This window comes from Sulfuricaulis sp. (genome assembly GCF_049587675.1).
In the GTDB taxonomy this organism is placed as follows: Bacteria; Pseudomonadota; Gammaproteobacteria; order Acidiferrobacterales; family Sulfurifustaceae; genus Sulfuricaulis.
On sequence record NZ_JBAVEJ010000079.1, the window covers coordinates 1 to 25,196 of the forward strand.

Below are 25,196 nucleotides of genomic sequence, written 5' to 3' on the forward strand. Positions count from 1 at the left end.
TTTGGTGATACCTTGTCGGTCACTGTTTTAGATCCTCTGCATTCGCACGCCGAAGACCGTTTGGTGACGATCGGCATGTCATCGAGCGGGAAGCTATTAGTTGTGGTACATTCTGATCGCGGTGATAGAATTAGAATCATCAGTGCGAGACCGGCCACGATAAAGGAACGCAAGGACTACGAAGATTAACGGTGCAACGATGAAGCCCGATATGCTCCCAGAATACGATTTCAGCAAAGGAAAACGCGGCAAGTATGCAGCCAAATACGCGCGCGGTACTAATATCGTGCGCCTTGAGCCGGATGTAGCAGCCATGTTTCCCGACGCCCGGTCAGTCAACAAAGCGTTGCGGATGGTTGCTGAGATCGCGAAACTTCCTGCAAAAAAGAGATCGGCTAGATAGTAGCCGGTTTCACATTTTGTTCATTCCGAGGAACCGATTTTCCTCGGATTCAAAATTCTTGTCCCTGGCAAGTGCGAATCCCATCGAAATCAACTGTGGGAGAATCGTGGGAAACGCATGTGCATGCATAAGCATATATAAGCATTCTTCATAAAATCGCAGCGGGACGTCCCATTCCAACTTATTGATTAACCAAGGCCGCAAAACGTTCAACGCGCTTTTAACCAGTTGGTCGGAGGTTCAAATCCTCCACGGCCCACCAATTTGATCAATATACCTGAGCATCATCTGGCACCTCAGTTGGAGTGTTCGCTACCACATTGCCACCACTGTCGCTGATATGAGGCGCGCCAGGCTCTCGGCGACCTCAGTGTTGGTCGGGTTCATCAAGTGTGCGTAGTTGTTCATGGTACGAGGATAGAGCTGTGGCCGAACATCGCCTGAATGTGCTTTATGTGCACTTTGGCATGCCGACACCTGGTTCTTTACCTCAATAACCCGCCCCGCCAGCTGGATTTCAGCTCCCTCAGCTCCCATGGCGGAGCAAGCCGGCACGTAATATGCATATACTCAATGTAATAGGGACAAAAAGGATTTGTTGCCATGAGGCACTCTATAACCGGCCTGCGCACGCGGCTGATGCTGCTCGTGGGGTTCGCCGTCATTCCGGCGTTTGGGCTCATGGGTTACACGGCCATCAGCCAACGCCAACAAGCGGCCGTGAACGCCGAAAGGGATGCGATAAAGCTGGTGCGATTGGCCGCGCAGGAACAAAGCCAATTAATTGCGGCCACGCATCAGCTGCTGCTTATATTGTCGCAACTGCCGGCGGTGAATCAGCCCACAACCGCGACGGCCTGCGGCCGGATCCTGGACGATCTGCGTAAGCCCTATCCCTACTACACGAACTTCGGCGTCGCCACGCCCGACGGGCGCATCTTCTGCAGCGCGCTGCCGATGACACGGCCGATAAATATTACCGACCGTAGTTACTTTCGTCGTGCCATCCAGTCCCGCGATTTCAGCATCGGTGATTATCAGATCGGGCGCATCACGGGGATCAGCGCCATCAACTTCGGTTATTCGGTTTTCGATGCCGGCGGGAACATCAAGGCCGTGGTCTTCGCCGCGCTCGACCTGTCCTGGCTCAACAAGCTGATCACCGGCATTGAGCTTCCCGCCGGTTCGACGCTCAAGGTGGTGGACAGCCGCGGCACGATCCTGGCGCGCCTTCCCGAGCCGGATAAATGGGTGGGCAAATCCATGCGGGCGTCACCGCTGGTCAGCGCCATCCTCGCGAATCAACGTGAAGGAACGGCTGAAGATCCGGGCTTGGATGGCGTGACCCGGCTTTATGCCTTCACTCCGCTGCACAACAGCCCCACAGGTAACGTCTACGTGAGCGTCGGCATCCCGAAAGCCGTGGCCTTCGCTGCCGTGAACAGGGACTTCGCGCGCAATGTGGCGTTGCTGCTCCTGGTCGCAGTGTTGGCCCTGATCGCCGCCTGGATGGGAAGCAATGTCTTCGTGCTGCGGCGCATCCAAGCCCTCACTGGTGCTGCCCGCCGGCTCGGTCAAGGCGATCTGAGCGCGCGCACCGGGTTGCCGCACAGCACCGAGGAACTGGGGCAACTGGCGCGCACTTTCGACGACATGGCCGGGGCCCTGCAACGGATCAATCGCGCCTTGAAGACATTGAGCGCGGGTAACCGCGCCGTCGTGCGAGCGAACAATGAGCAGACGCTATTGGCGGAGATGTGCCGGATCATCGTCGAGATCGGGGGTTACCGTCTGGCATGGGTAGGTTATGCCGAGCAGGATCAACACAAAACCGTGCGCCCAGTGGCGCAAGCCGGCTATGAAGAGGGTTATCTCGCGGCACTCAACCTCACATGGGCCGATACCGAGCATGGGCGCGGACCCAACGGTACGGCGATTCGTACCGGCCAACCCTGTATCGTACGGAATATCCAGACCGATCCCGTCTTTGCGCCTTGGCGTGAAGAGGCCCGCAAGCGCGGGTACGGCTCGGCGATGGCCTTCCCGCTGCATGTGAACGCCAAAGTGGTCGGCGCGCTTTGTATCTACGCCGAGGAGCCGGATGCCTTCGACCAGGATGAAGTCGCGCTTCTTTCGGAAATGGCAAATGACCTGGCCTACGGCATCGCCGCCCTAAGCACGCGCGCCGAGCGTGAGCAGGCACATGACACCATCCGGCGCATGGCCTACCATGACAGCCTCACGGACCTCCCCAACCATGCCTACCTCGAAGAGCGCGTGCAACAGGCGCTATCCGAGGCGAGTACACGCGGACAATCTCTGGCGGTACTTCTGCTGGACCTCGACCGTTTCCGGGAGATCAACGATGGTCTCGGCTTTCATCAAGGGGACATGTTGCTCAAAGACGTCGGCAGGCGTATCCGTGGTGCGCTTAAGGAAGACGAACTGGTGGCGCGCATGCGCGGCGATGAGTTCGGCATCCTGCTCCCGGTGAGTGATACCGATCATGCCGCCGCAGCCGCGTTGCGGATCCTGGATGCATTGGGGGCACCGTTTACAATGAGCGACCTCATGCTGAATGTCAGTGCGGCCGTGGGCATCTCCCTCTTTCCGCAACACGGCTCAGAAACGACACGCCTCATCCGGCACGCAGACGTGGCCATGCGTCAAGCGAAGAAGTCGGGGAAAGGTTACACCTCTTATACCGCGGAGCAGGACGAGGGCGGTCTCAGGCGCCTAGCGTTGGCCGGGGAATTGCGGCGCGCGATCGAAGAAGACGAGTTGGTTCTGCACTATCAGCCCAAGATCGACACGCGCACCGGCCAGGTATGCGGCGCGGAAGCGCTGGTCCGCTGGATCCATCCTCAGCAAGGCATGATCCCGCCTGATGAGTTCATCCCGCTGGCGGAGCACACCGGCCTGATCAAACCGTTGACCGACTGGGTAGTGGCAGCCGCCTTGCGCCAGTCGTCCGACTGGCGACATGCCGGAGTAGCGCTGCCTGTCGCGGTCAACCTCTCCGCGCGAAATCTGCGGGATGCGGAGTTGCTGAGCAAGATGGCACGATTGGTTGCGGCGTGGGGCGCTGAAGCCAGCTGGCTTGAGCTGGAAATCACGGAGAGCGCCGTGATGGACGACCCGGAGGGCGCGCTTGAGATTCTCAGACGTTTAAGCATTCTGGGCTTCACACTGTTTATCGATGACTTCGGTACTGGCTATTCTTCTTTGGGCTATCTCAAGAAACTGCCGGTGAACGCCGTGAAGATCGATAAATCGTTTGTCATTGACATGCTGAAGAATGCAGACTCGGCGTCCATCGTGCGCGCGACTGTTGTTCTGGCGCACGATCTCGGCCTTAAGGTGGTAGCCGAGGGTATCGAGAATCAGGCGACGTGGAACCGGTTGGCCGCTTTGGGCTGTGATGTGGTGCAGGGCTACTACATCAGCAAGCCGCTGCCGGCGAAGCAGTTTAAGGAGTGGTTGGATGATCGTGCTCGGCTCTCGAAGGCGGGCAGACGCGCGCGTAACGCGCGGCTGCGGTCAAGTCGGGCATAAGACCCGAATCGGAGGAACTACTCCTTGTTATACTGTGGCGTTCTGACTACATGCCGAAGAAGAAAACTGTCTAATACTAATCGTGAGTATCTAGTATTATCGTGGAATAATTGCCCATAACTCGGGCTAAGTATTAGACAACATCGTACGCTTTATTTTTTGTTCTCATCTACTTACGACCAAATTGGCAACAGGCTTTTAACCAGTTGGTCGGAGGTTCAAATCCTCCACGGCCCACCAATTATCAACAACTGTGGTGTGCAGCAAAATTTAAACCATTGGTCGGAGGTTCACTTTCTTCCTCCGCTGTTCTGCTCCACACGAAAGTCCAGGGTTCATCATCCTTGGCGAACCCGCTCGCCGGGGCCTTTGTCCACTGGACAAAGACCTTAATCCGGCTCGCCCTCCACGGCCTACCACTAATTTAATTGAACGCCTACGACGCCTCTTCCACGGCTATGCCCGGTTTACCCGAAAGTGTGCGGGTAACCGACGCCGCCGACAAAGTTTCTCGGCATTATCCGCCTGATGAATCACCGAAAGACGGGCATGGCGTAACACCATTTCGAAGCTACTCCATCCCCCGGTTCCTGCACTACTTGAAGCGGCGTGCCACTTTGCACGTGCCGCTCGCCCAGGTATGACGCTGATCCATCGATCGCTTCAACACGTCGTGATCCCGTCATGGACCGGAAAGCGAGCTGCGATGGGACTCCTGGTGCGCGAACGGGTCGGGGAATCGACGCAGACGTTATAGCTCTGTGTGTTTAGATCGGCCGCTGCAAACCTAGCGACAACGCCCATGATTTCCACTCGACACGATTGAGACGCGTGGCGGCGACCGTCCCGTCCGTGAAGTTCACCTGATTGACCCCCGGGTCAGTGTTCCAGCGTTGGTAGTCTAACCCGACCCGGATTGACCATCGGCTCGATTTGGGTGCTGTCAGGAAACCGAGCGATACAACGGTTCCTGTACCATTCGCTTCCTGCTCGAAACTGCGCGGGTGTTCAAGATCCGTCCGTAAATTCCAATTGGCTTCGGCGGAATAATCGGCCCAGTGCTGTTCCAATCGGAAATACGCATTGACGTCGTTCGGCATATTGGTCAGGAATTCGACCCCTATCCAGCGGCCCTCCCAGCGGCTTTGATAAGTGCTATTGACCCCCGGTATAGATCCAGTGGCTGGAATGGTTTGATTGGCGTTACTGATTCTCAGGTTCTGTTCATGACGCGACAAACCAACGAGCGGCGTGAAGTAAGTGGCTGCCCCGTCCTCCGCTGCATACCGGAAGCGATAGCCAAGCGCCATCGAAAGATCCCAGACATCGTCATCCACGGTGTCGTTGTTAGTGCGTGAGAACTCGAGTGTGCGGTCATTGCCCAGATAATCCGAGTCCTGGCTGTCTCCATCGTAAATCCAGCCATAGTCAGCCGTTACCCGGAAATGCAGCCCATTCGACCCTGTCAGCTGCAAACCGCCCGACAGTAGCGCTATGCGCAACGTATCCCATGTTAGTTCCGACAGTATGTTCGGTGTAGTCGTTCCACTTAAGTCACTGGCGATGTTCCAGTTGAGTTTGTCCGTACGGTATCCGGCGCTCAGGTCATATTTGGTCTCGAGCGCGGCGACATCGCGGAGTCCGATAAACCAAACACATAGCGACAGCAGTAGTGCCGCCGTCAGTCTTCGCGACATGAAATTTAACTTACCCATAAGATCCATTTGCCATTTTTAAATATTCTTCTCATATCAACATCCAAACCGTGCGATGTACCGGGATATCGGTGGATGTGCTGCAGCCCTGCGGCAGCAGTTAACTGTGGTTCCATGTAAGCTTGCTGCCAATCTACGCAGGTACTGCTCCCCTGTGGCTCGCATAGCATTACGTAAACCTCAACATGGTCAGGCCTGATTGTGTGTTGAATTTCTTTTGCAAGTCTAAAATATATGTTCAAACACAATTTTAGCCTGATCTCAGGCAGCTCTAGCGATAGTAGGGCCTACCTCATCGCCCAACAATTGTTGAATCAGGGCATGCACGGTGCCTCTAAACAAAAAAAAGCCCGCAAGCGTCGCGGGCTGGAGGAGAGAGGCAGTACGCTGTCCGTGGCCGCTGTGCCGTCATTCAGACGTGGCGTCGGCCGACGATACTTGCCCGAGTGTGTCCGACGTAACTCCGTCAGGACGCACGGTAGCCGAAACGGCGCGCATCTTCCGCGGCATAAGTGGCCACGGCCTTGTCGGCGCCGCAAGTTGCCTTGAGTTTCTCGACCACTTCCGTCAATTTGTGTCCCGGGATCGCGGAGGTCATTTCCGTGTTCGCCATGCCCGTGCGCACCCGGCTCAACATGCAGCCCACGCTCAGCGCCACCTGACCTTGCTCTTTGGCGATCGGAATGATGTGACACTGCGGCTTGCCCTCGAACCGCAGGTCCGGCAGGGCGTCGTGCAAGATCATCGCCTGCTTGCCGTTTAGCCGCAGAAAAACGACGTCTGGATCCATTTTGGTGTCGGCCAGCGGCCCGTAGACAACGCATTTCGGACGCTGCTTCACCACGGGAATCTTCGGAAACACTTCCGGCGTGACCCAGCATGCATCAACAAGCGCCTTGACGTCGGCGCGCTTGGCCGCCACATCGAGCGTGATGAAACCATGAGTCAGGCTCCCGACGCTGCAATTGCCGTGGTCCTCGGCGCAAGTGTGAAACGTGCGGTCCACCGCTTTCATCCAGAACACGCAACCGGCCGATACCTTGCCGGTGCGCCCGTCGGGTGTCGGTGGCGGCAGCGTACCTTCATAGCGCGGCATGCCAGGCGGGTCCTGCTGTGTGAAGGTGATCGCCAGGGGCGGTGTCTGTAGCGACAACAGATTGGTCAGTGCACCCGCCAATGTCTTGTAATCCTGTTTCATTTTTTGGTCCCCTTTTTATTTAACAGTGTTCGTGACCGCTATAGCTATACCATGCGCTGAACGAGCACGGCTCAGGCACCGATCGATCACCTACGCGATTATGATCACAATAGGAGCTTGTTATCAACCACCGCAGGGATTCGGCGGAAGCCCGCCACCCCCACCGCCACTGCCACCGCCACTGCCACCGCTCGTCCCGCCGCTACCCGTGGAGGGCGCGGCCACTTCGGCATGATAGCTCGCATATCCAAAACCCGTGGCGGGTCCTGGAAGCGTGATGACGTTCACGAGCTTGCGGCTAGCGGAATCGATCACGTCGATTGCGTTGTTGCGGATCTGATAGAACTTCTTGCCGTTCGGTGAGAACGTTCCCGTGAAGGCGCTGGGTAGCGCGACGTTCTCGGTGATGAGATAGGGCGGCGCCAGACCTTTCATATCAACGATCTGGATGCCGTCGGCGCCGACGAAGGTGAGCAGCCAAACCTCATCGCTGAAGAGAATGGCGCTGGTCCCGCTGCCTTGGGTACGCGCCACATTCGCCTCACTCGTGCCGGCCCGGCCGAGCAGCCCATTCAGGATATATCTTGGCCCTGGAGGCTCAGGTGCAGGCGCAGCTGGGATCACTTTCTTGAGATAAGCACGCGTGAGATCAGGCTCCGTACCCGAAAGAGTGTCGCCCGGAAGCGAGACATACTGGTAGTTGACGCTCGCCGCTGTGCCCCCCGTGGAGACGTAACTCACGCTCACGGTGTAAGTCGCGCCGTTGGTGAACGTCGTTCCACCACCGGTCTGGGTCGCGAGGTCCGGGGTCAGTACGTCCTTCATGTCCATGACGATGCGCTCGATCTCGAACACGCCCGCCGCGTTCGTCACGTCCCAAAAGCTCTCGGTATTATCGCCTTCGTTCTCCACGTGCATGATGAACTCGTTGCCGACGTTGCGGTTCATCAACGACGCCATCCACGGTCCGGCCCGCTGTCCAGACGGGCTGCATGGAACACCGCTGGTGTTTGGAACCGGGCACGTCGGTGCCGAGCCAACGCCGCCGCGCGCAACTGCTGCAGTCGAACGGGCGATGACCGGTACCGCCATCTGTACTACCTGAGGTGCAACCGTATTGAGCGTACTGATGTTTGCGCCCGTGATCGTGTCGCCCTGCACGTCCGGCCACCATGTCCACACTTGGCCAGCCGCGTTGCGGAGCGCGGTCGAGTCGCACGGTTCGCTGTAGGTATTCTTGTCGGTTTCGGACGTGCCGTTGGCCACGCGGTTGTAGTTCAACCTACCCGGGGCGGTGCCACCTGCGGGGGTGTAGCGCCCGTTGAAGGTGCTAACGACATTGTTGTTCTGGTCCTTGACCTGCCCAAGGCGCGGATAGATGAAACGTACCGGATAGCCGAAAGTTGGCGAGTTGGGGTCGGTGTCCAGAAAGAAAGATTGATCGCCCATGCGCTCGGCGAACATCGTAAGCTTCCCGTCCGGGCTCGGCTCGATGCCGACCGGAGTGTAGCCCATGTTGTGAAATGGCCCCGGCACGGCGATGGCGGCGGCAAGCAGATTTGCCTGGGTTGCCTGTACCGTAAAGTTTGAGTCGAAGCCACTACGGGCGCTTTGCGCCGCGCAGAAGTCGACCGTCAAAGCTTCGGCGAAACTCGCGCTGGTTCGATCGAAGTATGGGCGCAGCGCTGCCATCTGGGCATCCTCCGTGGTCTGGACTACCGGCGTGGTCGGTCCTAACCCGAGAAATCCGGCGACTAAGCTCAGGGCATTGACGACCGCAGAGCCGATCGTGCCTTCGCGATTGCCCTGGATGGATGGCGCGACCGGTCGAGGAAGCACTTGGAGGGTCGTCGGGTCGATACCCCACACGAGCGCCCCGGCGCCCACCCAGAGCGGGCCGTCGTAAAAGGCCTGTTTGTGCGTACCGCCCGAACCGGACAAGCCTACAACGGCGGTCTTCATCACGGCATCCGTGTCGAGGTCGACGCGCGCTATGCTGTCGCCCACACCGTCGTTATCCGAGTCGTAAAAGGCAAAGAGGGCGGGGGTGTTGACAGTGGACGTCGGCGTGGTCGTTGCCGATGTTGTGTTCGAGCTGCCCGAGCAGGCGCCGAGCAACGTGACGGTGGCAAGTGCCGTCAGGAGCGATCTCGCCGGGCACAACGCAGAGACGGAAGGGCTCAGGAAATTCATGTCGATCTCCTCCTGCTTAGATTTTTTCTATACCAACTACATCTCCAAACTGCATGAATCATACCAGATCAGTTCTGCTCGCTACGCCGAAAATATGTCACGAAAGCAAGCACATACATGGTGCCACGCCAGTGCGGATTACATCGAAAACAATGCAAAAAACGCCGCTTCGCGATTGCATCGGTATTTTGCAACGGACGCCACTCGCCTGTGGGAATTGCGAGGATCATGCTTCACGGCATTACGTCGGCATTTTCCCGGTCCATGGAATTTCTTCGTTAAGGGGCTCGGTCAACTTCGGCGCCTGATGCACCGCGCCGATGCTGCATACCGGTCGCGCGGCATGATCGCCATCGTGCGTCAAGTCGCGCATGCGAATTGGTGTGCCAGGGCACCGACCTCCGGTTGGTGGATGGTATGCGAGCACGCCGCAAGTTAGCGCGCATGTCGCCGAGCGGACGTCGGTGGGGTAGTATCGGCGCCATGAAAAAGTTCGCGGTTTGGACGGCGGTCGGTGTTGGACTGCTGATGGCAGCGAGCGGCGCGCATAATTTCTTTCATCTTTCCGAACACGGGCAAGACCGGCCTGTGTCCGGGCAAGCGTTACCGACTGACCCCATCGATGGATTTCTCGCCGCGCACTGGATCGATCCCTTACCGCCGCAAGGAGCGCCGCCCGCGCAATTCTCGCCGATCGAGGCGTCACTCGCCCCCGAAGCTTGCGGGCAATGCCACGTCCAGCAATACCGCGACTGGCGCGACAGTCTGCACAGCCGGACGGCAGGACCGGGACTGCTGTGGCAGTTTCGCCTCATGGATCAACCAGCCGCCAACGGTTGCATGCGCTGCCACGCACCGCTGGCGGAACAGAAAGCCTTGATGGCGCTCGAGCTTGGCTGGACCGGGGCGCCTTCGTCGTCACCGCCTTCGTACGTTCCGACGAACTTGCACCGCCAGGGACTTGTTTGTGCCGCCTGCCACGTGCGCGCTCATCGGCGCTTCGGTCCACCCGCACGCACACCAACCGCCGACCGGTTGCCGCATGCCGGATTCAGCCCCCATGCCGCTTTCGAAGACAGCCGGTTCTGTGCTGTCTGTCATCAGTTCCCGGAGTCGGGTACCCGCCTGAACGGAAAACTACTGGAAAATACGTATGAGGAGTGGCGCGCCAGTCGCCCCGGCCGTGCCGGACAAACCTGCCAATCCTGCCATATGTCCGATCGCCGCCATCTCTGGCGCGGCATCCACGATTCTGAGATGACAACGCGCGCCCTCACGGTGACGGTCGATCTCACCGTGCTCGACAGGGAGCGCATGCGGGTAGAAGCCAAGATCACAAACACGGGGGCCGGACACTACTTCCCAACGTATGTCGTGCCGGAGGTCGTGTTCACGCTGCAGCTGGTCGATCCCGCAGGCCGACCGAAAGGCGAGATCGCGCGCACCATCATCGCGCGCCGGGCAAACGTCGATTTGACGCAGGAACTATTCGATCACCGCCTCCGGAGCGGCGAAACGGGCATTCTGGGCGGGCAGTTCAAGCGCCCCGCGGGAACCGGTTGGAGCATCGAGTTGCACATGGCCGTGTCTCCCGGGGCTCACTACGAGCGATCGTTTCAGTACGCCTTGGAGCACACCGCCCACATGACGCGTGATACGCGGCGATTGCTGCGTGAGGCATTGAGACAGGCCGAAACGGCGCGCTACCGAGTAACACTCGCGCGTACCGTCATTCACTAGGGGCATTAAAGTCGCGCGTGGGCTGTGCTATTGCAAATTGCGTAGTACACGCTTTGGCGTAGGGTTCTGCAATGTCATTCGCGAACGAAAATGCATAAATTCAAGGGAAAAACAGAGTGGCATATATTATGCTACTCGCACAATAGAGATCAGGAGAAACGGGATGAAGCTCACACATTTTCGATTGATTGTCGCAAGCATCGGTTTGCCGGTGATGATCATAGGCTCGACGGCGGCGAGCGCCGATTACGCGACGGCGGGCGAAGGAGCTGCGACCGCTGCGACACCGGCAACCGCAGTTGCCGATGAATCCGCGTCCACACCCGCCGCCACCGATGCAACAGAGCCCGGGGAGGCGAAACCCGGTCGCTTGCGTTTCCGTTCCGCCAACGGTACCTGCGCCTGTGATTGCGCCAAGGGCGGCTTGACGGAGGCCGATATACGCCGGGCAGAAGAGGCGCGTGCCAATACCAAGAACTGAAATTTTATGTAACTAAACTAACAACATTTCCATTACATGCCTCGGTAGTGTTCTGAACACGGGGCCCGTACGACGGAGGAGGAGCGAATAATGAATTTATCACAAAGAACTAACCGCACCCCTGTTCGCAGTCTGATTCGACGCACTGCCACCGGGATCGGGGTAGCGGCGTTAATGACGTTGGCCATGGTTTCGTGGTCTGTGTTCGTCGATATGCCCGGGCCCGACGCCGGGACAGCGGCCGCGCCGGTGGCTCCTGCCCGCAATTCCGCAACCGCTTGGGGCACCGAGGCGTTGGAGATGTCGCCTTCGCAAGTGTCGGCATGGTCCCCGATTCCCGTCGCCAACGCCTGTGGGCTCGGCACCTCTTCCTGCTTCAAGTGTCACAACGGCCAACGTGCCGCGGCCCCGAAGAAGGATAAGGACAAAGGTCTGTGGCACGCGCAGCACATGCACGTCAACGACGACTGCGTCGGCTGCCACGCGGGTAATCCGAGGATCATCAAGAAAGAACTGGCCCATGCGGATCTAGTCGCCGATCCTCGCACCACACCCGCGCGCTGCGCGGCATGCCATAAGTCGGAAGATACGGCGGCATTGTTGAAGCCGTATCAGAATGCGAAGTAATTAAATTTCAAATAACTCAATACCAACACCGGGGGAGTCCATCATGTCGAACTACCGAAGGAACACGCCCCATATCCCGCTTCGCATCAGGCTGCTGGGCGCTCTTTGTATTGCGATGGTTCCCGCCGCGACGCTGGCCGGACCGACCATTCCTTTCGGCGAGCAAGGATTCGTCACGATCAGTTACGGACTTCAGATATGGACCCAATATCGCGGCTACACCTCGGCGACTAATGAGGCAAGTTACTACGATACGTTCCTGCGCCGCAATCGACTGCTGTTCGCTGGACAGTACAACGACTACGTGGGCTTCTATGTTCAGCTCGAGGCCGCCAACGACAACAAACTGGGTAACGCCGACAAGCCGATTTCCTATCGCGATGCCTACGTCACGTTCGACTATACGGACTCGCTGCGCTTCATCGGCGGCCGGTTCAAGAACACCTTCTCGCGCGAAAATCTCGAGGCATGTTTAGAGCCGCTGACGATTGATCGCGCCGAGGTTATTTCCTACACGCCCTTCGGCGCGGACGGAGGCGGTACGCGCGACACCGGGTGGGCCATGTGGGGTAATCTCGCCAACGCAAAAATTCAGTACCGCTTTATGGTCGCGGACGGCCGCCAAGGCGATGACGTGGCGAAATCCACCCCGCGGCTGACGGGCCGTGTGCATTGGGCGCTGCTCGATCCCGAGACCGACTACGGTTATCTCGGCACCTATCTCGGCACGCGCAAGGTGTTGACGTTCGGGCTCGCCTACGACTACCAGGCGGATGTCGCCTTCGCCAACTTCCCGGCGCGCACCGATTCCGTGGACTACAAGGCCTGGACGGCCGACGTATTCTACGAGTACCCGACGAAGAGCGGCACCTATACTTTCTCATCCGCCTACTTCGACTACGACACGCAGGACGCCATTAACGCCAATCCCGACCCCAATTTTCCGGTGACCGCCCAGCTCAAAGCCTCCTACGTCAAAGGCGGTTATCTCTTTCCGAGAAAAGTAGGGATAGGCCGGCTGCAGCCCTATTTTCGCTACGAGAAGTCGGATTACGGAATCAATACCGGTTTCTTTGACCAGAACTGGAAGGGCTTGGGCTTCAATTACTACATCGACGGCCAGAACCTCAAGATCACGTTTGAGTTCGACAAAATAGAATTCGACGAACCGGACCCGACCAACGCCTCGCTGCAGGACTACAACCAGGCGACGTTCGCGTTTCAGCTTATTTTCTAGCGTACGGCGAACGCCAGCACCTTCAGCGGCGGGGCGCGGATTTCTCGTCTGCCGTGGCCGGGTGTATGATCAATGGCCGGTCGTTATACGTTTATGCCTTCATGCGCCGGACCTTTCTGAGCAGCCCGAGTAGGGAAGCGATAGCGGTCAAAGCGGAAACGCTGACTCGTGAGACTTGGCCGTTGCCCCACGTAGGTCAATCTTCGGCCATGCGGTGGATACGGGTGCTCGTCGGCACGCTGTTGCTAGTGATAGCAGGGGTCGTGTATTACGTCCTTACACGAGGCGCAGCCGTGCAGCTCCACGTCGGTATCCTGCTCGCGGGTATGCTCGTGGCTGCGCTCACCGCCCTGTTTTACGTGCACCTCGCGTACCGCAAAGTGATGCGCGCCATGCACGAGGGTATCCTGCGCGCCCAAGAGGGTACTCTGCGTCCAGTTTCCGTCTCCCGTTTCCCTGATCGCTTTCTGCGTCACCTCGTAGCGGACCACAACCTTCTGATGTCGAGCCTCAGCTCCACCTTCGCCGAGATGGAGGAATGCCAGTACCAGGTTATCTGCGAACGTAACCGCAATGAGGCGATCCTGCGCAGCCTTCCCGGTGCACTGGTTTGCGTGGATGGAGAACTGCGGATAAATCTCTCCAATCACGAGGCCGAAGAACTCTTCGGCCTCTCGCACGACATCCTGCACGGTCAGAATTTGTTTGACTTGTTCGCGCTCGACGAATCGAGCCGGGAAATCCTGCGCGATGCCTTTCTTTACGAGCGGCCGATCGTCAACAAGGAAATCCTGCTGCACGTCGGTGGAGAAGCGCGCTACTTTGCGCTGAACCTCTCGTTCTTTCGCTCGGACAACCTCAACGAGACCGGCGCCGTCGTCAGCATATTGGACATTTCAGAATACAAGCACCTGCAGGAACATATCTATACGATGGAGAAGCTCGCGGCGATGGGACAGCTTGCGGCGGGTGTGGCGCACGAACTCAATACGCCGCTCGGCAATATCATCGGTTACGCCCAGCTGATAGACGACGCGCGTGTGGGTACGGACCAGGTCGAGCGATATACACAGATCATTTCGCACGAGGCAAGGCGCTGCGCGCGCATCGTGGAGGATCTGCTGAACTACGCACGCCGCGATCACTGCCAGATGGAGATCTGTGAGCTGAACACGGTCGTCAAGGACGTGGTCGACACCATCATTTTTTGCCAAGGTAAGCGCTACGAGGTCGACGTGTCGTTTGACCCGGGGCCGGAGCTTCCGGTCAAGGCTTCGCCGGGGCAGCTCGACATTGTGCTCGTTAATCTGCTGCTGAACGCGATCCAGGCCACGGCCGGCGGCCAGAATCCGCGCGTGGTGGTGAGCGTCCGGACGCAGGGGGGGCACCAGGCCGCTGTGGTCGTGGAGGATAACGGACCCGGCGTGGCTCCCGAATTGTGCCGTCGCATCTTCGATCCCTTTTTCACCACAAAAGAAGTCGGCAAGGGTACCGGGCTCGGACTCGCGATCAGCCAGTCGATCGTCACCAAGCTTGGGGGCAGCATACAATGTGATTCCGCGTTCCAAGGGGGTGCACGGTTCGTGCTGACTTTACCCCATGCGCAATCCAGGGAGTCGATGAACCATGGCGGCTGAGATTCGGGAATCGACGCTCGATGGGCGTCCGGAAGAACGGCCCGTCATCCTGTTGGTCGAAGACGACGCGAACATGCGCGAGCTCGTGGCTAGCATACTCGCGACACTGCCGGCGAGAGTCATCAGCGCCAAAGGCGCGCAGGATGCCTTGGCGATACTCGAGGACACCGAAATCGCGGTGGTCGTGACCGACCTGCGCATGCCGGGCGTGGACGGCATGGAGGTGCTCCGGTTTGCGAAGCAGTGCACTCCGTCCACTTTGGTGGTGTTGATCACGGGCTATGCAACGGTGGAATCGGCTGTCGAAGCCCTCAAGAACGGCGCCTACGATTACCTGCGCAAGCCCTTCGAATCCGACGAGCTGCGTCACATCGTCGAACGGGCGCTGGAACATTATCTGCTTTCGCGCGAGAACCTCCGGCTGCGCGTAGCCAACCGGATTTATTACGAAGAAGGCTACGGCCTGATCGGTCGTACCACGGCCATGGAAAACGTTCGCCGCCTGATCGATGCCTCGACGCCCTATGACTGCTGCGTGCTGATTACCGGCGAGAGCGGCAGCGGCAAGGAGCTGGTCGCGCGTCAAATCCACTTGCAGAGCCGCCGCAAGGATAACCGCTTCATCGCGATCAACTGCGCGGCGATACCGGAAAACATCATCGAGAGCGAGTTGTTCGGTTACCAGAAAGGTGCCTTCACCGGCGCCGACCGGACCAAGCCCGGTCTGTTCGAAGCGGCGCACGGCGGGACATTGTTCCTCGACGAAATCAACAATGCGCCGCCGCCCCTGCAGGCGAAGCTGCTGCGCGTGCTGCAGGACGGAAGCTTCTATCGGCTGGGCGACACCGAACCGCGTGCGACCGATGCGCGCGTGCTGGTCGCCAGCAACCGTAACCTGCCCGAGCTGATCGAGCGCGGGCAGTTCCGCGAGGATCTCTACTATCGGCTCAAAGTCGTCGAAATCAACGTGCCGTCATTGCGCGAGCGCCGTGACGATATTCCGATGCTGACCAATTATTTCGTCAACCGGGTCACGACCCAGCTGGGCAAGAAGGTGAAGGGCGTGACGACACAGGTCTTGCAGGCGTTCATGCGGTACGAGTGGCCGGGCAACGTGCGGGAGCTCGAGAACCTCATCAAACGCATGATCATCCTGACCGAGACCGATATGCTGGACGTGGATGTCCTGCCGCCGGAGCTGTTAAAGGCTCCGGAGGGCTTGAGCCGCGCGCTCGATCACCTGACTCCGCAGAGTCTTGAGGAAATCGAGGCCTACTTCATTGCCAAGACGCTGCGCGAAACCAAGGGCAACCGGGGGCTCGCCGCCGAAATACTCGGCATCGACAAGTCCACCTTGTGGCGCAAGATTAAGCGTTACCGGCTGGACGAATGAACTCCGCGTCGATGCGGCGACGGGAAGAATGGTGGTGGGTCGCGACGGCGGTTCTTCTCTGTATGTCGGCGCCGGTTTGGGCGGTGGGTGAGGTCTCGGCGGAGCGCGCGTGGATCGAGCGCGCCGAGGCGTTGGTGGCGGCGGCCAAGGGCCATGCCAATGCCGCGGGATTCCGGCAGGACGTGGAGGCGCAACGCGAACGGTTGCGCGAGATCGTCCGCCAGGAGGGTCCGCGACCGATGCCCGAGCGTCGACAGCTGCACGTTTCCATGATCCTGCTCAACGCGCTGCTCAAGTCCGCCTCAGATTGCCATCAGGGGGGACGCGTCGTGTGTCCGGCGGATCTGATTCGGCAGTTGGACGCGCAGGTCAAGGTGGTGTATGCGCAGCTCAAAGCGGTATAAGGTTAACAGCGAACGCAGGCCGAAGGGGCAGCAATGAGCGATACACTAACGCAGATGGCATCCGTGGCCGCCGGCATTGTGCTCGAAGCCGGTTTCTGGATCGTGATCAGCCTCTTCGTCGGCGGCTTGATCCACGAGTTCCTTCCGACCGCGCGCCTGCGTGACGCCATGCACCGGTCAGGGGTGTACGGAGTGCTCGGCGCGGTCGGTCTAGGTGCGCTGTTGCCCATCTGCAGTTGCGGTGTGATTCCTCTCGCGGTGAGTTTTTACCTGAGCCGCGTGCGCTTGGCGGCCGTGATGGCCTTTGCGGTCGCAACCCCTGTGATCAACCCCGCGGCCGTGATTCTGTCCTACGCGTTGCTCGGTCCGCAGCTTACGCTGGCGTACGTGGTCTTCGGACTGGTGGCCCCGTTTCTGATCGGATATTTCGTCGAGCAGGGTAGCGAGGCGCGCATGACGCCGGTCGCCGCTCGCCTCGAGCCGTGCTGCGCCTCGGGCGCCTGTTGTGCGGAGCAACCAGTCGAAACGCCACGCGCCGCGCAGCGGTTCGGACGCGCGCTGCGCTGGGGTTTCGGGGAGCTCGGTCCCACGCTCGGGCTATACATCGGTGTCGGCGTAATCCTTGCTGCCGTGCTCAGCGTGGCAGTCCCGCCCGATTGGATCGGCCGTTACCTCGGGGCATCGGCGCCGTTTACCTCGCTGCTCCTCGTGGCACTCTTCGGCGCGAGCATCTACGTATGCGCCGTGGCCCATATCCCGCTCGTCGCCGCGCTAATCGCCTCTGGGGCCGGCCCCGGCGCCGCGATCGTTTTTCTGGTGACCGGCGCCGCCACCAACCTTCCCGAGTTCTTCGCGCTGCAACGCGTGCTCGGCACGCGCGCCGTGCTGCGCTACGTCGGCGGGCTCGTCGGCCTGTCGCTGTTGGCCGGGACACTGGTCAACTTCTGGCTCGATGGTTATACGCCGCTCATGGACCCCATGCGCAGCCTGGACTGGAGCGATCTCGCCGCGCGGCTCACGCCGGTAATCCCGGAGCCGGTCGCCGTCGCGAGCGCGTTGGCCGTCGCCGGACTGATAGTCTGGGGGCTCGCGAGGTGGATATACGGGATTCCACGCCGGCTCAAGACAGCGCTCTCGGTTGATGGTTAGCAGGCTGGAAAGTGAATTGGTGTCCTATCGAGTCCGGGTCGACTAAGGGGAGGTTTGTTGCATGCGCCGTCGCACGCGAGCGGTACCCGCGGTAGCAGTCCGGAGTCGTACCGCCGTCTCCTGCTACTGCACGTGAAATTTCTTGAGGTGAGGATGGAGAGCCGGCTGGGGAAATGGCGGACCACGAAGTGGTTTATTGCAAAAAACAATTTCGGAGTGATCCGTGCTCGGCATATTGCGATTTATCGCCGAGATTCAGTGAGCAACAGGATCACGCGTGGTCTAAAACCAGTGAAAAATTAAGATTCGGGGTCCAGGCATGATATTTGCTCCCTGTGCCCTCACAATGGCCGATAAGCGATCATTACGAACGGAGAACGGGTAATGGTTAAGGTACTGACGATAAGGAAGTCCGGTTTTTTGGGCGTCCTTGAACCCGGTGGTCTCGCCGAGTTGCTGGGCCTGAGGATATCGGCGCCCGTTAATCAGACGAGCGAGGTGGCGGAGGAGTGGGTCGAGATAGTTGGCTACGGGTGTCTTTACGTTGCGATATCCTTGAATTTTGTCAGCGATACGTGTCTCCGCACCAATCTTCTGACTAAACGGGCGCTCGCTGATGCCGCGGATGGAGACGTCATCGAGGTCATCACCGATAACCTCAGCTCCGTCGAAACCATTCCTTTCATGTCGCCGAACTACAACGGCGTGCACCTCGCCACCTGTCAGGACGCGCAATGCTGGAAAATCTACGTGCAGAAAAAACACAGTAGCCATCCACACGGCGGAGGATGCACACGATGGGTGACGTGACGAATAACTCGGTTTCGGTGCAGGCGATCGAAACCGCGGCGGGCGAAGGCCACAATATCCTGCGTGCGTATCTGGTGCTCGGATTCTTCGTTGTTGTATCGCTGTGGACATTTTCTATTGATACGCGTTACATCTACCTCTCCGCTTACCTGTGGTTCGGCTTCATCTACGGCATGGCGCTGCAGTACGGCCGCTTCTGCATGGCCTCGGCGATCCGCGACCTGTTCGCGGTCGGTGTGCCGCGCATGGCGGTTGGTATCATGATCGCGATCGTGCTATTCAGCCTGGTATCGGCTTACGTCACGGCCGTCGGCAAGAGTACCTTCCACGCCTCGCCGATCGGCCTCTACTCCGTTATCGGCGGCCTGGTCTTTGGCGTCGGCATGGTGTTTACCGGCGGCTGTGCGTCTGGTTCTCTCTATAAGACTGGTGAAGGCAGTATCGCGGCGCTGCTGGTGGTTCTGTCACTCAGTTTCACTCAGGCAATCTTCGTCGATCTGGGCGGATGGCTCAATCACCTCGTGCCGGCAGCATGGACGGTTTCGGCGGCGGCCAAGAACCTGCCGGCGGTGCTGACGCCGACGGACGGCTGGTACGACCAGTTTGTCGCCGGCTACATCTGGGACTTGCCGGCCAAGACGCTCGGTGAGCTGACGCGTTTCTCGAATCCGTTCGCTGCGGCGTTTATCGGCAATGCTCTGATCACTTCCTTCCTGCCGGCGGTCGTGATCCTGGCGCTGATCTACGCGCGCTGGTACCGCAAGGGCTACCTGCGCGACAAGTCGATTGTCTACCGCGGCTGGCGCACCGAATTCGCCGGTTACTGGAGCATGATCACGGCTTCGCGGCGCACAGCTGTTGCCGGCCTGATCCTGGGCGTAGCCGCCGGGATGCAAATGTGGGTGATGCAGGGCCTGCAGCAGCACTTCGACATCCTCAACGTGGGTGAACTGCTCAAGGCCATGGGTCATACCAGCGGCCTGAGCATACAGGATACCGTCTTCGACCCGGGCTACTTTTACATTACCACTCAGGAGGCGCAGGGCGCGGCGTGGGTCCTCGACAAGTTTGGGGTCAACGAGATGGACAACATCTTTTTCGGGCTCGACAATGGTCTGCCGAACCCGGTGCTCAACCCGGTGCTGTGGATGTCCTTCGCGCTGATCGGGGGTTCCGCAGTGATGGCGCTGCTCAACAACGAGTTCAAGCTCAAGTGGCCTTCGGCCGAGATTGCCTTATGGGCCGTGTTCGGGGGGATACTCATGGGGCTCGGCGCGCGTATCGGGCTCGGTTGCAATATCGGCGCGTTCTTCGCGACGGTCACCAACGGCGACCCTTCGGGTTGGTTGTTCGGCTTGGGGATGACGGCGGGCGGCTACATCGGCGTTAAATTTTTCAACTGGTGGATCGAGCGTCAGATGGCCAAGGAAGTGGCTGGGCTTGAGCTTTGATGGCGTTCGGCAAAATTAGGTTATCACGGGGAGAATGTGACTCATGGCGGTAAAATTTGAGAAGGTCAGTAACGGTACTTACATGCTTGATGTCCAGGGCTACGTTTGCCCGCATCCTCAGTTGTACACCAAGAAGGCCATGGAAAAGCTGAAACAGGGCGAGGTTCTGGAATTGGTGTTCGACAACCCTTCCTCCGGTGAATCCATCCTAGCCATGTGTCAGACGGACGGCAACGAGATCGTCGAGCAGACGCGGCAGGCCGGCCACGCAATGCGTTGGCGCATCCGCAAGGGTTAAGAGCGGACTGAAAGGTGGATGCATGAAAACGAGTTTGTGGATCGTCATCGTAGTGGTGGTGTTTTTTGTCGGATTCCTGGTTGGTTATTCGCTCTCCCCGGCGAGCCGCCCGATGCCTGCTGGCGCGCCCAGCGCCACGGATAAGGTTCAGTGAGCATTGAATTCACATAACGGAAAAGAAGCAGCCGTGTATCTGGGAATCGTGGCTACGAATGAATCGGTCGAAGACTACTTGGTGGGCCTGGCGCACGCGGCTGTCGCGCGCGGGTGGCGATGCCGATGCTTCCTGACCGACAGCGGCGTGAAGCTGCTGCGCTCGGCGCTTCTGCTTGATCTTGCGCGTACCGGAAAGCTGCGGGTTGACGTTTGCGAGCACAGCTGGGAGATATACGGCGGCGGCGCTGCGCCGGATGGCGTAGCGATGACGGGCCAGATCAAGAATGCCGAACTGGCCCATGAGTGCGACAAGGTGATCGTACTCTAACTCGCCATGAAGAAAAACATTCTCGTTATCGCCAAACATAATAAGGTCGAGGCGCTGCGGGTGGCTGCCGGTCTTACGTTGATGGACGATATAGTGAAGGTCGCGATACTTGGCGGACTCGATGATTCTCCGCCGGTACGGGAACAGCTCGAAGCCCTGGACTTCGGCGAAGTACCGCGCGAGATGTTCGACGACTCCACTCAGGTGACCGAAACCCTCGCGCGAGACATGCTCAGCGCCGACGTGGTGTACGTGATATGAATACGACCCGGCAAGTTCTGATTCTCTATCTTGGCAGTGACATGCCCGCCGGACTGATGGAGATGGCCGACATGCTAGTACGCCTCGGAGCGATCGTGAATGTACGGATGTGCGGCGGGCGCTACGATGAGATCCTCGACGACGTTGCCGCTGTCGATACCGTGATCTGCTGGCGCTAAGTTGCATTCCTTTAACCAGTTGTTTGGGAGTTCACTTTCTTCGCTCCGCTATCCCGCTCGCCGGGGCTTTTTTCAGCACAGTCCGTCCCTGGACTGTGCTGAAATCCGGCCAGACCATCCTTGGTCTGGCGCTCGCGGCTCCTATTCCCGCCGCTCGCCCACTGGACAAAGGCCTTAATCCGGCTCGCCCTCCACGGCCCACCATTTAACAATCACTTAGCGTATGTCTCGGAAGGGTGCTGTTCGATATGCAATATCGCGAGTTCGTTCAAACACTGCAGGACCCGCCCACCCGGCAGAACGTGTCCGCTTATGCCGTGTGGGAAGACACCATGAGTCCATCTTGACCTGAGCGCCATGCAACGCTTCGACGCCGTTGACCTAGCCGCCTGTCGTGGCTGGAAGCGCACTACCTGGAGTCGCATCGATCTGGCGCTGCATTGGTAACTGAACGGCGGCGCCGGCGGCACCGTGTACGGCGCGTTGCTGCAGTGGGAGATTTGGCAGACGCTGATGACGTATTTCTTCCGATACAGTTCCCATTCTCTGTCGGGCGGTCAGCTCCACTGCGGCAAACGATTCCCATGGCGTCCCGCCTGCCTTGATGCGGGAGATGTTGTCGCGCTTTACGACACATTTCTTCAGGCCTGCCTTGCTCAATGTCGCAATAATGTCACAATTCTTAGGCTGTACGTCCAACGCTGGATACCAAGCATCTGTAAAGGCATTTGACAGATTGATCGTAGGCAAACAGTTTTCTTTCAATGCCTTCGGTAATCTTTCGAAAGAGATTCCTGGTTATTTTCCCTTGAGATATCGCTTGGGCGGAGACCAGTGACTATTTTGCTCAGATATTGGCACAGTTCATGCAAATAAGCCGTTCATGCCTTCGTTTTTTGCGTGCGGACTGCTTTGAACGCGGCATCGGCAGCAGACGCCGATAAAATCGAACAGTGGAATTTCTTCCAAACTAATAAGAAAAATTTTTGAGAACGGAAGCGTTCCCGAAAAAAACTCGGGCAATACGCGTGCGTTCTCGGATGTCCGGAGGTTTTACGAGACATCAGGGATATTCAAGGGGCAGGGACGGTGTTGGTTAATCGATGCAAGCACCAAACCGTAAAAGGGGGTTACTATGTACCGTGTCACCCAGAAGTTTGTGTTCTGTCTGTTGATAGTCGGGATTACTGTTTGCCGGGCCGAAGCGGCGGAGAACGGGCAGAACAAGGAATTCCCGCTGCGCTGGCGCTACCCGGATGTAAAGATTCTTTCGACTCAGGAATTCCACAAGATGCACGATCGCGTCCTGGTCGTGGATGCCCGCACCCGGTTCGAGTGGGAGACGATGCGCATCAACGGTTCGATCAACGTGCCGGTGGACGAAGTCGATAACGGCAAGAACCGCGCGTTCGAGGCGGACATGTCAATAGTACAAAAGTCCAACACCAAACCGATCGTTTTCTACTGCAACGGCAAGGCATGCGCCAAATCCTATGAAGCGGCGCGGCGGGCGCAACGCGCCGGCATCACCAATATTTATGCCTTTGACGCCGGGATCTTTGACTGGGCCAACGCTCATCCGGAGCTCACCACGTTGTACGAAAAAACGCCAATCGACAAGTCGGACCTTATCAGCTCCGCGGAGTTCAAGGCGCACATGCTCCCGGCCAAGGATTTTCGCGCCATGGCGGATGCCGACAAGTGCAACTGTATCATCGTGGATATCCGCGACCGGGGACAGCGCGATTTCTTGTTGTTTCCGATGCGTGAGCAGCATGTGAAGGTTGACGATAAGGTCGCGGTGAATGCCCTGATAGAACAAGCAAAGCTGCAAAGGAAGACTTTGCTCATTTACGACGCCGTGGGCAAGCAGGTTATGTGGCTGCAATATTATCTGGTGCGGCGCGGAGCCAGGGATTATTTCTTCATGCAAGGCGGGGAAGAGGGATATGTGGCGTCGCTGCGTTAGGCACATAATGTAAATCTCGTTGCCGTATAGCGACATCATTGTATTCTTTTTTGTTCTCATCTACTTACGGCCATATCGGCATCAGGCTTTGAACCAGTTGATCGGAGGTTCATTTTCTTCGCTCCGCTGTCCTGTTCGCCGGGGTCTTTTTCAGCACAGTCCGTCCCTGGACTGTGCTGAAATCCGGCCAGACCATCCTTGGTCTGGCGTTCGAGGCTCCTAATCCCGTCGCTCGCCCACAGGACGAAGGTCTTAATCCGGCTCGCTCTCCACGGCCACTATAATTTTGGATAAACTGTCATTCGTTGACGTGAATGACGATGAATCCCGACTACTCTTCCGCACCGCCTCCGGAAACGAAAAGCCAGCGCTTGTTTTTCGCGCTGTGGCCACCCCTTGAACTGAGCCGTGAGCTGTACGGCGTTGCCGGCCGGGTTCAGGAGGACGAGGCGCGACGCGTGCCGCCGGAGAACATTCATCTGACGCTGGCGTTTCTCGGTTCGGTGAAGGCGTCATTCCGGCAATGCGCTGAACAGGTCGCCGCGGCGATTCGAACCGGCTCGTTTACGCTGACGCTGGAACAGATCGGCTGCTGGCCGAAGCCGGGCATCCTCTGGATTGGTCCCCGACATACGCCCGAGCCCTTGTCGCGACTGGTGCGGGAATTGAATGCCGGGCTGCCTGCCTGCGGTTATGTGCCCGAAGAGCGATCTTATGCGGCGCATCTCACCCTGGCGCGCAAGTTGCGCCGGTGTAACAAAAATCTTCCGATTGATCCGCTGATTTGGGAGGTGCGCCGATTCTGCCTCGTGCAGTCACACACGCACGCCGATGGCGCGCGCTATGAGATTATTCGCTCTTGGGAGCTTAATTCAGCGGAGCGGTGAGCACGCGTCCCTGGGACGGAAGTTTTGTGTAGAGCAGGGCGCGCATGGTCAGCAGGTTTGCCAGCGTGCCCTCGTGAACATGTATTTTGAGTGCGTTTTTTCCTTTGCGTTCGGCCATGCATTCGCGTCGACGCAGATCCTCGGTGCGGAGGATGGGATCGGTATAGGAATAATAGGCCACCCGTTCTCGGCGCCGGATGAGTTCGAGAGTGATCGTGTGGCAGCGCATATCGCCGCGCGTGCCGATGACCAGCGCCAGTTCGCCGCGTTTGGCGATAAGATAGCTGAAGTAATTGGTATTGCTGACGGCGCAGATCAACCGGGCGATGTCTTGCCGTACCAATTCCAGCAAGTCGGCACGCTTTTCTTCATGCTGGCATTTCCCCCGCGCACGGCCGTCTCTGAGCTGGGCGGCGATTTCATCGGGTGAGAAGAAGCCTGTCATGCCGTGCACACCAGGCCGTGTTCCGTCTTACCAGCGCGCATAGAGTCGACCGTTCTCAAGCTTGGATTCAAAACGCTTTAAAGGACGATTTCCTTTTTGCACGCACGCGCCGGTTTTAATGTCGAATGCCCAGTGGTGCTTGGGGCAGGTCAAACGAAAACCTTCCAGCGCGAGATGGGGGATGTTGGTGACCTGATGCGGACAGCGGCTGTCGTATATGTGGAACTCGCCGTTGGCGCGGTACACGAAAAGGCTGCGTCCATCGCTGTCGCAGTAGGTGATTTTGCCGTCAGGAACCTGATCCGCCGGCCTGACTTCATGCCAGCGTTTTTCCTTGCCGAGGTTCTCGGCGCGGAATTCGGGAATGTCCATGTCGATCAGGATATCGATGGCCCACACAATCTTGGCAAGCCCGAGCGCGGGAAAGGCGTGCAGGATGGCGTCAAGGATTTCACTGGGAGTTGCTCCGGCATCGAGCGCGCGCGGCAGGTACTGGCGGAGCCCCTTTTCGGTTTGCGTCGCAATCTTGGTGATGACGGTGATCAGCATCCGCGTTTTCGGATCGAGCGATTTCCCCGTTTCCTTGAGAAACTTGAAATAGGACGTCATCGCGTCGGGTCGGATCTTGACCAGATAATCCAGAGCATCACTCATTGCGGAAATTCTCCTGTTGTTGAGAC

General features: G+C 58.5%; 27 protein-coding genes. 21 read left to right on the forward strand and 6 right to left on the reverse strand.

Annotation, left to right across the window (positions count from 1 at the left end; all coding sequences use genetic code 11):
- The 3 genes from WB402_RS04075 to WB402_RS04085 all read left to right on the forward strand — a co-directional run.
- A partial coding sequence (locus WB402_RS04075) for a BrnT family toxin (protein ID WP_424205639.1) occupies positions 1–189 on the forward strand: 189 nt, incomplete at its 5' end.
- Between the two features lie 10 nt (positions 190–199).
- Entirely contained in the window at positions 200–403 is a 204-nt protein-coding gene (locus tag WB402_RS04080; protein ID WP_424205640.1) for a hypothetical protein, read from the forward strand.
- 603 nt (positions 404–1,006) lie between these two features.
- A complete protein-coding gene (locus WB402_RS04085; RefSeq protein WP_424205641.1) occupies positions 1,007–3,958 on the forward strand; it encodes a bifunctional diguanylate cyclase/phosphodiesterase in 2,952 nt (983 codons plus the stop codon).
- 767 nt (positions 3,959–4,725) lie between these two features.
- Here the strand turns inward: WB402_RS04085 and WB402_RS04090 are convergent.
- From WB402_RS04090 to WB402_RS04100, 3 genes are all read right to left on the reverse strand, one after another.
- Entirely contained in the window at positions 4,726–5,673 is a 948-nt protein-coding gene (locus WB402_RS04090) for a TonB-dependent receptor (protein WP_424205642.1), read from the reverse strand.
- A 466-nt stretch (positions 5,674–6,139) separates the two neighbouring features.
- Positions 6,140–6,871, reverse strand: coding sequence for a DUF169 domain-containing protein (locus WB402_RS04095; RefSeq protein ID WP_424205643.1), 732 nt, complete (start codon positions 6,869–6,871; stop codon positions 6,140–6,142).
- A gap of 123 nt (positions 6,872–6,994) precedes the next feature.
- Positions 6,995–8,878: a hypothetical protein gene (locus tag WB402_RS04100; RefSeq protein WP_424205644.1), complete on the reverse strand. Its 1,884-nt coding sequence runs from the start codon at positions 8,876–8,878 to the stop codon at positions 6,995–6,997.
- Between the two features lie 43 nt (positions 8,879–8,921).
- Between WB402_RS04100 and WB402_RS04105 the strand changes: the two genes are divergently transcribed.
- The 16 genes from WB402_RS04105 (at position 8,922) to WB402_RS04180 (ending at position 21,215) form a co-directional block, all read left to right on the forward strand.
- The gene (locus WB402_RS04105; protein WP_424205645.1) at positions 8,922–9,503 is read left to right on the forward strand and encodes a hypothetical protein; all 582 of its coding nucleotides are present in this window, start codon (positions 8,922–8,924) and stop codon (positions 9,501–9,503) included.
- Between the two features lie 44 nt (positions 9,504–9,547).
- On the forward strand, positions 9,548–10,804 hold the full coding sequence (locus WB402_RS04110) for a hypothetical protein (protein ID WP_424205646.1): 1,257 nt from the start codon (positions 9,548–9,550) through the stop codon (positions 10,802–10,804).
- Positions 10,805–10,967: 163 nt separating this feature from the next.
- Positions 10,968–11,285 carry a hypothetical protein gene (locus WB402_RS04115; protein ID WP_424205647.1) on the forward strand — a complete coding sequence of 106 codons (318 nt, stop codon included), beginning with the start codon at positions 10,968–10,970 and terminating at the stop codon, positions 11,283–11,285.
- A 90-nt stretch (positions 11,286–11,375) separates the two neighbouring features.
- The gene (locus tag WB402_RS04120) at positions 11,376–11,912 is read left to right on the forward strand and encodes a hypothetical protein (protein ID WP_424205648.1); all 537 of its coding nucleotides are present in this window, start codon (positions 11,376–11,378) and stop codon (positions 11,910–11,912) included.
- Between the two features lie 43 nt (positions 11,913–11,955).
- Positions 11,956–13,149 carry a selenite/tellurite reduction operon porin ExtI gene (extI, locus tag WB402_RS04125; RefSeq protein ID WP_424205649.1) on the forward strand — a complete coding sequence of 398 codons (1,194 nt, stop codon included), beginning with the start codon at positions 11,956–11,958 and terminating at the stop codon, positions 13,147–13,149.
- 293 nt (positions 13,150–13,442) lie between these two features.
- Positions 13,443–14,786, forward strand: coding sequence for a two-component system sensor histidine kinase NtrB (locus WB402_RS04130; protein ID WP_424205650.1), 1,344 nt, complete (start codon positions 13,443–13,445; stop codon positions 14,784–14,786).
- On the forward strand, positions 14,776–16,179 hold the full coding sequence (locus WB402_RS04135) for a sigma-54-dependent transcriptional regulator (RefSeq protein ID WP_424205651.1): 1,404 nt from the start codon (positions 14,776–14,778) through the stop codon (positions 16,177–16,179). Before WB402_RS04130 ends, WB402_RS04135 begins: the two co-directional genes overlap by 11 nt.
- Before the next feature lie 62 nt (positions 16,180–16,241).
- A complete protein-coding gene (locus tag WB402_RS04140) occupies positions 16,242–16,583 on the forward strand; it encodes a hypothetical protein (protein WP_424205652.1) in 342 nt (113 codons plus the stop codon).
- 33 nt (positions 16,584–16,616) lie between these two features.
- Entirely contained in the window at positions 16,617–17,732 is a 1,116-nt protein-coding gene (locus WB402_RS04145) for a permease (protein ID WP_424205654.1), read from the forward strand.
- A gap of 384 nt (positions 17,733–18,116) precedes the next feature.
- Positions 18,117–18,542, forward strand: a complete 426-nt coding sequence (locus WB402_RS04150) for a sulfurtransferase TusA family protein (protein ID WP_424205655.1) — start codon at positions 18,117–18,119, stop codon at positions 18,540–18,542.
- The gene (locus tag WB402_RS04155; RefSeq protein ID WP_424205656.1) at positions 18,530–19,993 is read left to right on the forward strand and encodes a YeeE/YedE family protein; all 1,464 of its coding nucleotides are present in this window, start codon (positions 18,530–18,532) and stop codon (positions 19,991–19,993) included. Before WB402_RS04150 ends, WB402_RS04155 begins: the two co-directional genes overlap by 13 nt.
- A gap of 43 nt (positions 19,994–20,036) precedes the next feature.
- Positions 20,037–20,291, forward strand: a complete 255-nt coding sequence (locus WB402_RS04160; protein ID WP_424205657.1) for a sulfurtransferase TusA family protein — start codon at positions 20,037–20,039, stop codon at positions 20,289–20,291.
- 22 nt (positions 20,292–20,313) lie between these two features.
- Complete coding sequence (locus WB402_RS04165) at positions 20,314–20,445, forward strand: hypothetical protein (protein ID WP_424205658.1); 132 nt, start codon at positions 20,314–20,316, stop codon at positions 20,443–20,445.
- Between the two features lie 33 nt (positions 20,446–20,478).
- Positions 20,479–20,775, forward strand: coding sequence for a hypothetical protein (locus WB402_RS04170; protein WP_424205659.1), 297 nt, complete (start codon positions 20,479–20,481; stop codon positions 20,773–20,775).
- Positions 20,776–20,781: 6 nt separating this feature from the next.
- A complete protein-coding gene (locus WB402_RS04175) occupies positions 20,782–21,036 on the forward strand; it encodes a hypothetical protein (protein ID WP_424205660.1) in 255 nt (84 codons plus the stop codon).
- Positions 21,033–21,215, forward strand: coding sequence for a hypothetical protein (locus tag WB402_RS04180; RefSeq protein ID WP_424205661.1), 183 nt, complete (start codon positions 21,033–21,035; stop codon positions 21,213–21,215). The genes WB402_RS04175 and WB402_RS04180 overlap by 4 nt, the downstream gene beginning before the upstream one ends.
- A gap of 381 nt (positions 21,216–21,596) precedes the next feature.
- On the opposite strand, the gene WB402_RS04185 is transcribed toward WB402_RS04180, so the two are convergent.
- Positions 21,597–21,980: a hypothetical protein gene (locus WB402_RS04185; protein WP_424205662.1), complete on the reverse strand. Its 384-nt coding sequence runs from the start codon at positions 21,978–21,980 to the stop codon at positions 21,597–21,599.
- 370 nt (positions 21,981–22,350) lie between these two features.
- Between WB402_RS04185 and WB402_RS04190 the strand changes: the two genes are divergently transcribed.
- Positions 22,351–23,184, forward strand: a complete 834-nt coding sequence (locus WB402_RS04190) for a rhodanese-like domain-containing protein (protein WP_424205663.1) — start codon at positions 22,351–22,353, stop codon at positions 23,182–23,184.
- A 320-nt stretch (positions 23,185–23,504) separates the two neighbouring features.
- The gene (thpR, locus tag WB402_RS04195; protein WP_424205664.1) at positions 23,505–24,071 is read left to right on the forward strand and encodes an RNA 2',3'-cyclic phosphodiesterase; all 567 of its coding nucleotides are present in this window, start codon (positions 23,505–23,507) and stop codon (positions 24,069–24,071) included.
- On the opposite strand, the gene WB402_RS04200 is transcribed toward thpR, so the two are convergent.
- Both WB402_RS04200 and WB402_RS04205 read right to left on the reverse strand, forming a co-directional pair.
- Positions 24,052–24,516 (reverse strand): hypothetical protein, encoded by a 465-nt coding sequence (locus WB402_RS04200; RefSeq protein ID WP_424205665.1) that lies wholly within the window; start codon positions 24,514–24,516, stop codon positions 24,052–24,054. The two genes, thpR and WB402_RS04200, sit on opposite strands and share 20 nt — an antisense overlap.
- 27 nt (positions 24,517–24,543) lie before the next feature.
- A complete protein-coding gene (locus tag WB402_RS04205) occupies positions 24,544–25,170 on the reverse strand; it encodes a Rieske 2Fe-2S domain-containing protein (RefSeq protein WP_424205666.1) in 627 nt (208 codons plus the stop codon).
- Between the last annotated feature and the right edge of the window lie 26 nt (positions 25,171–25,196).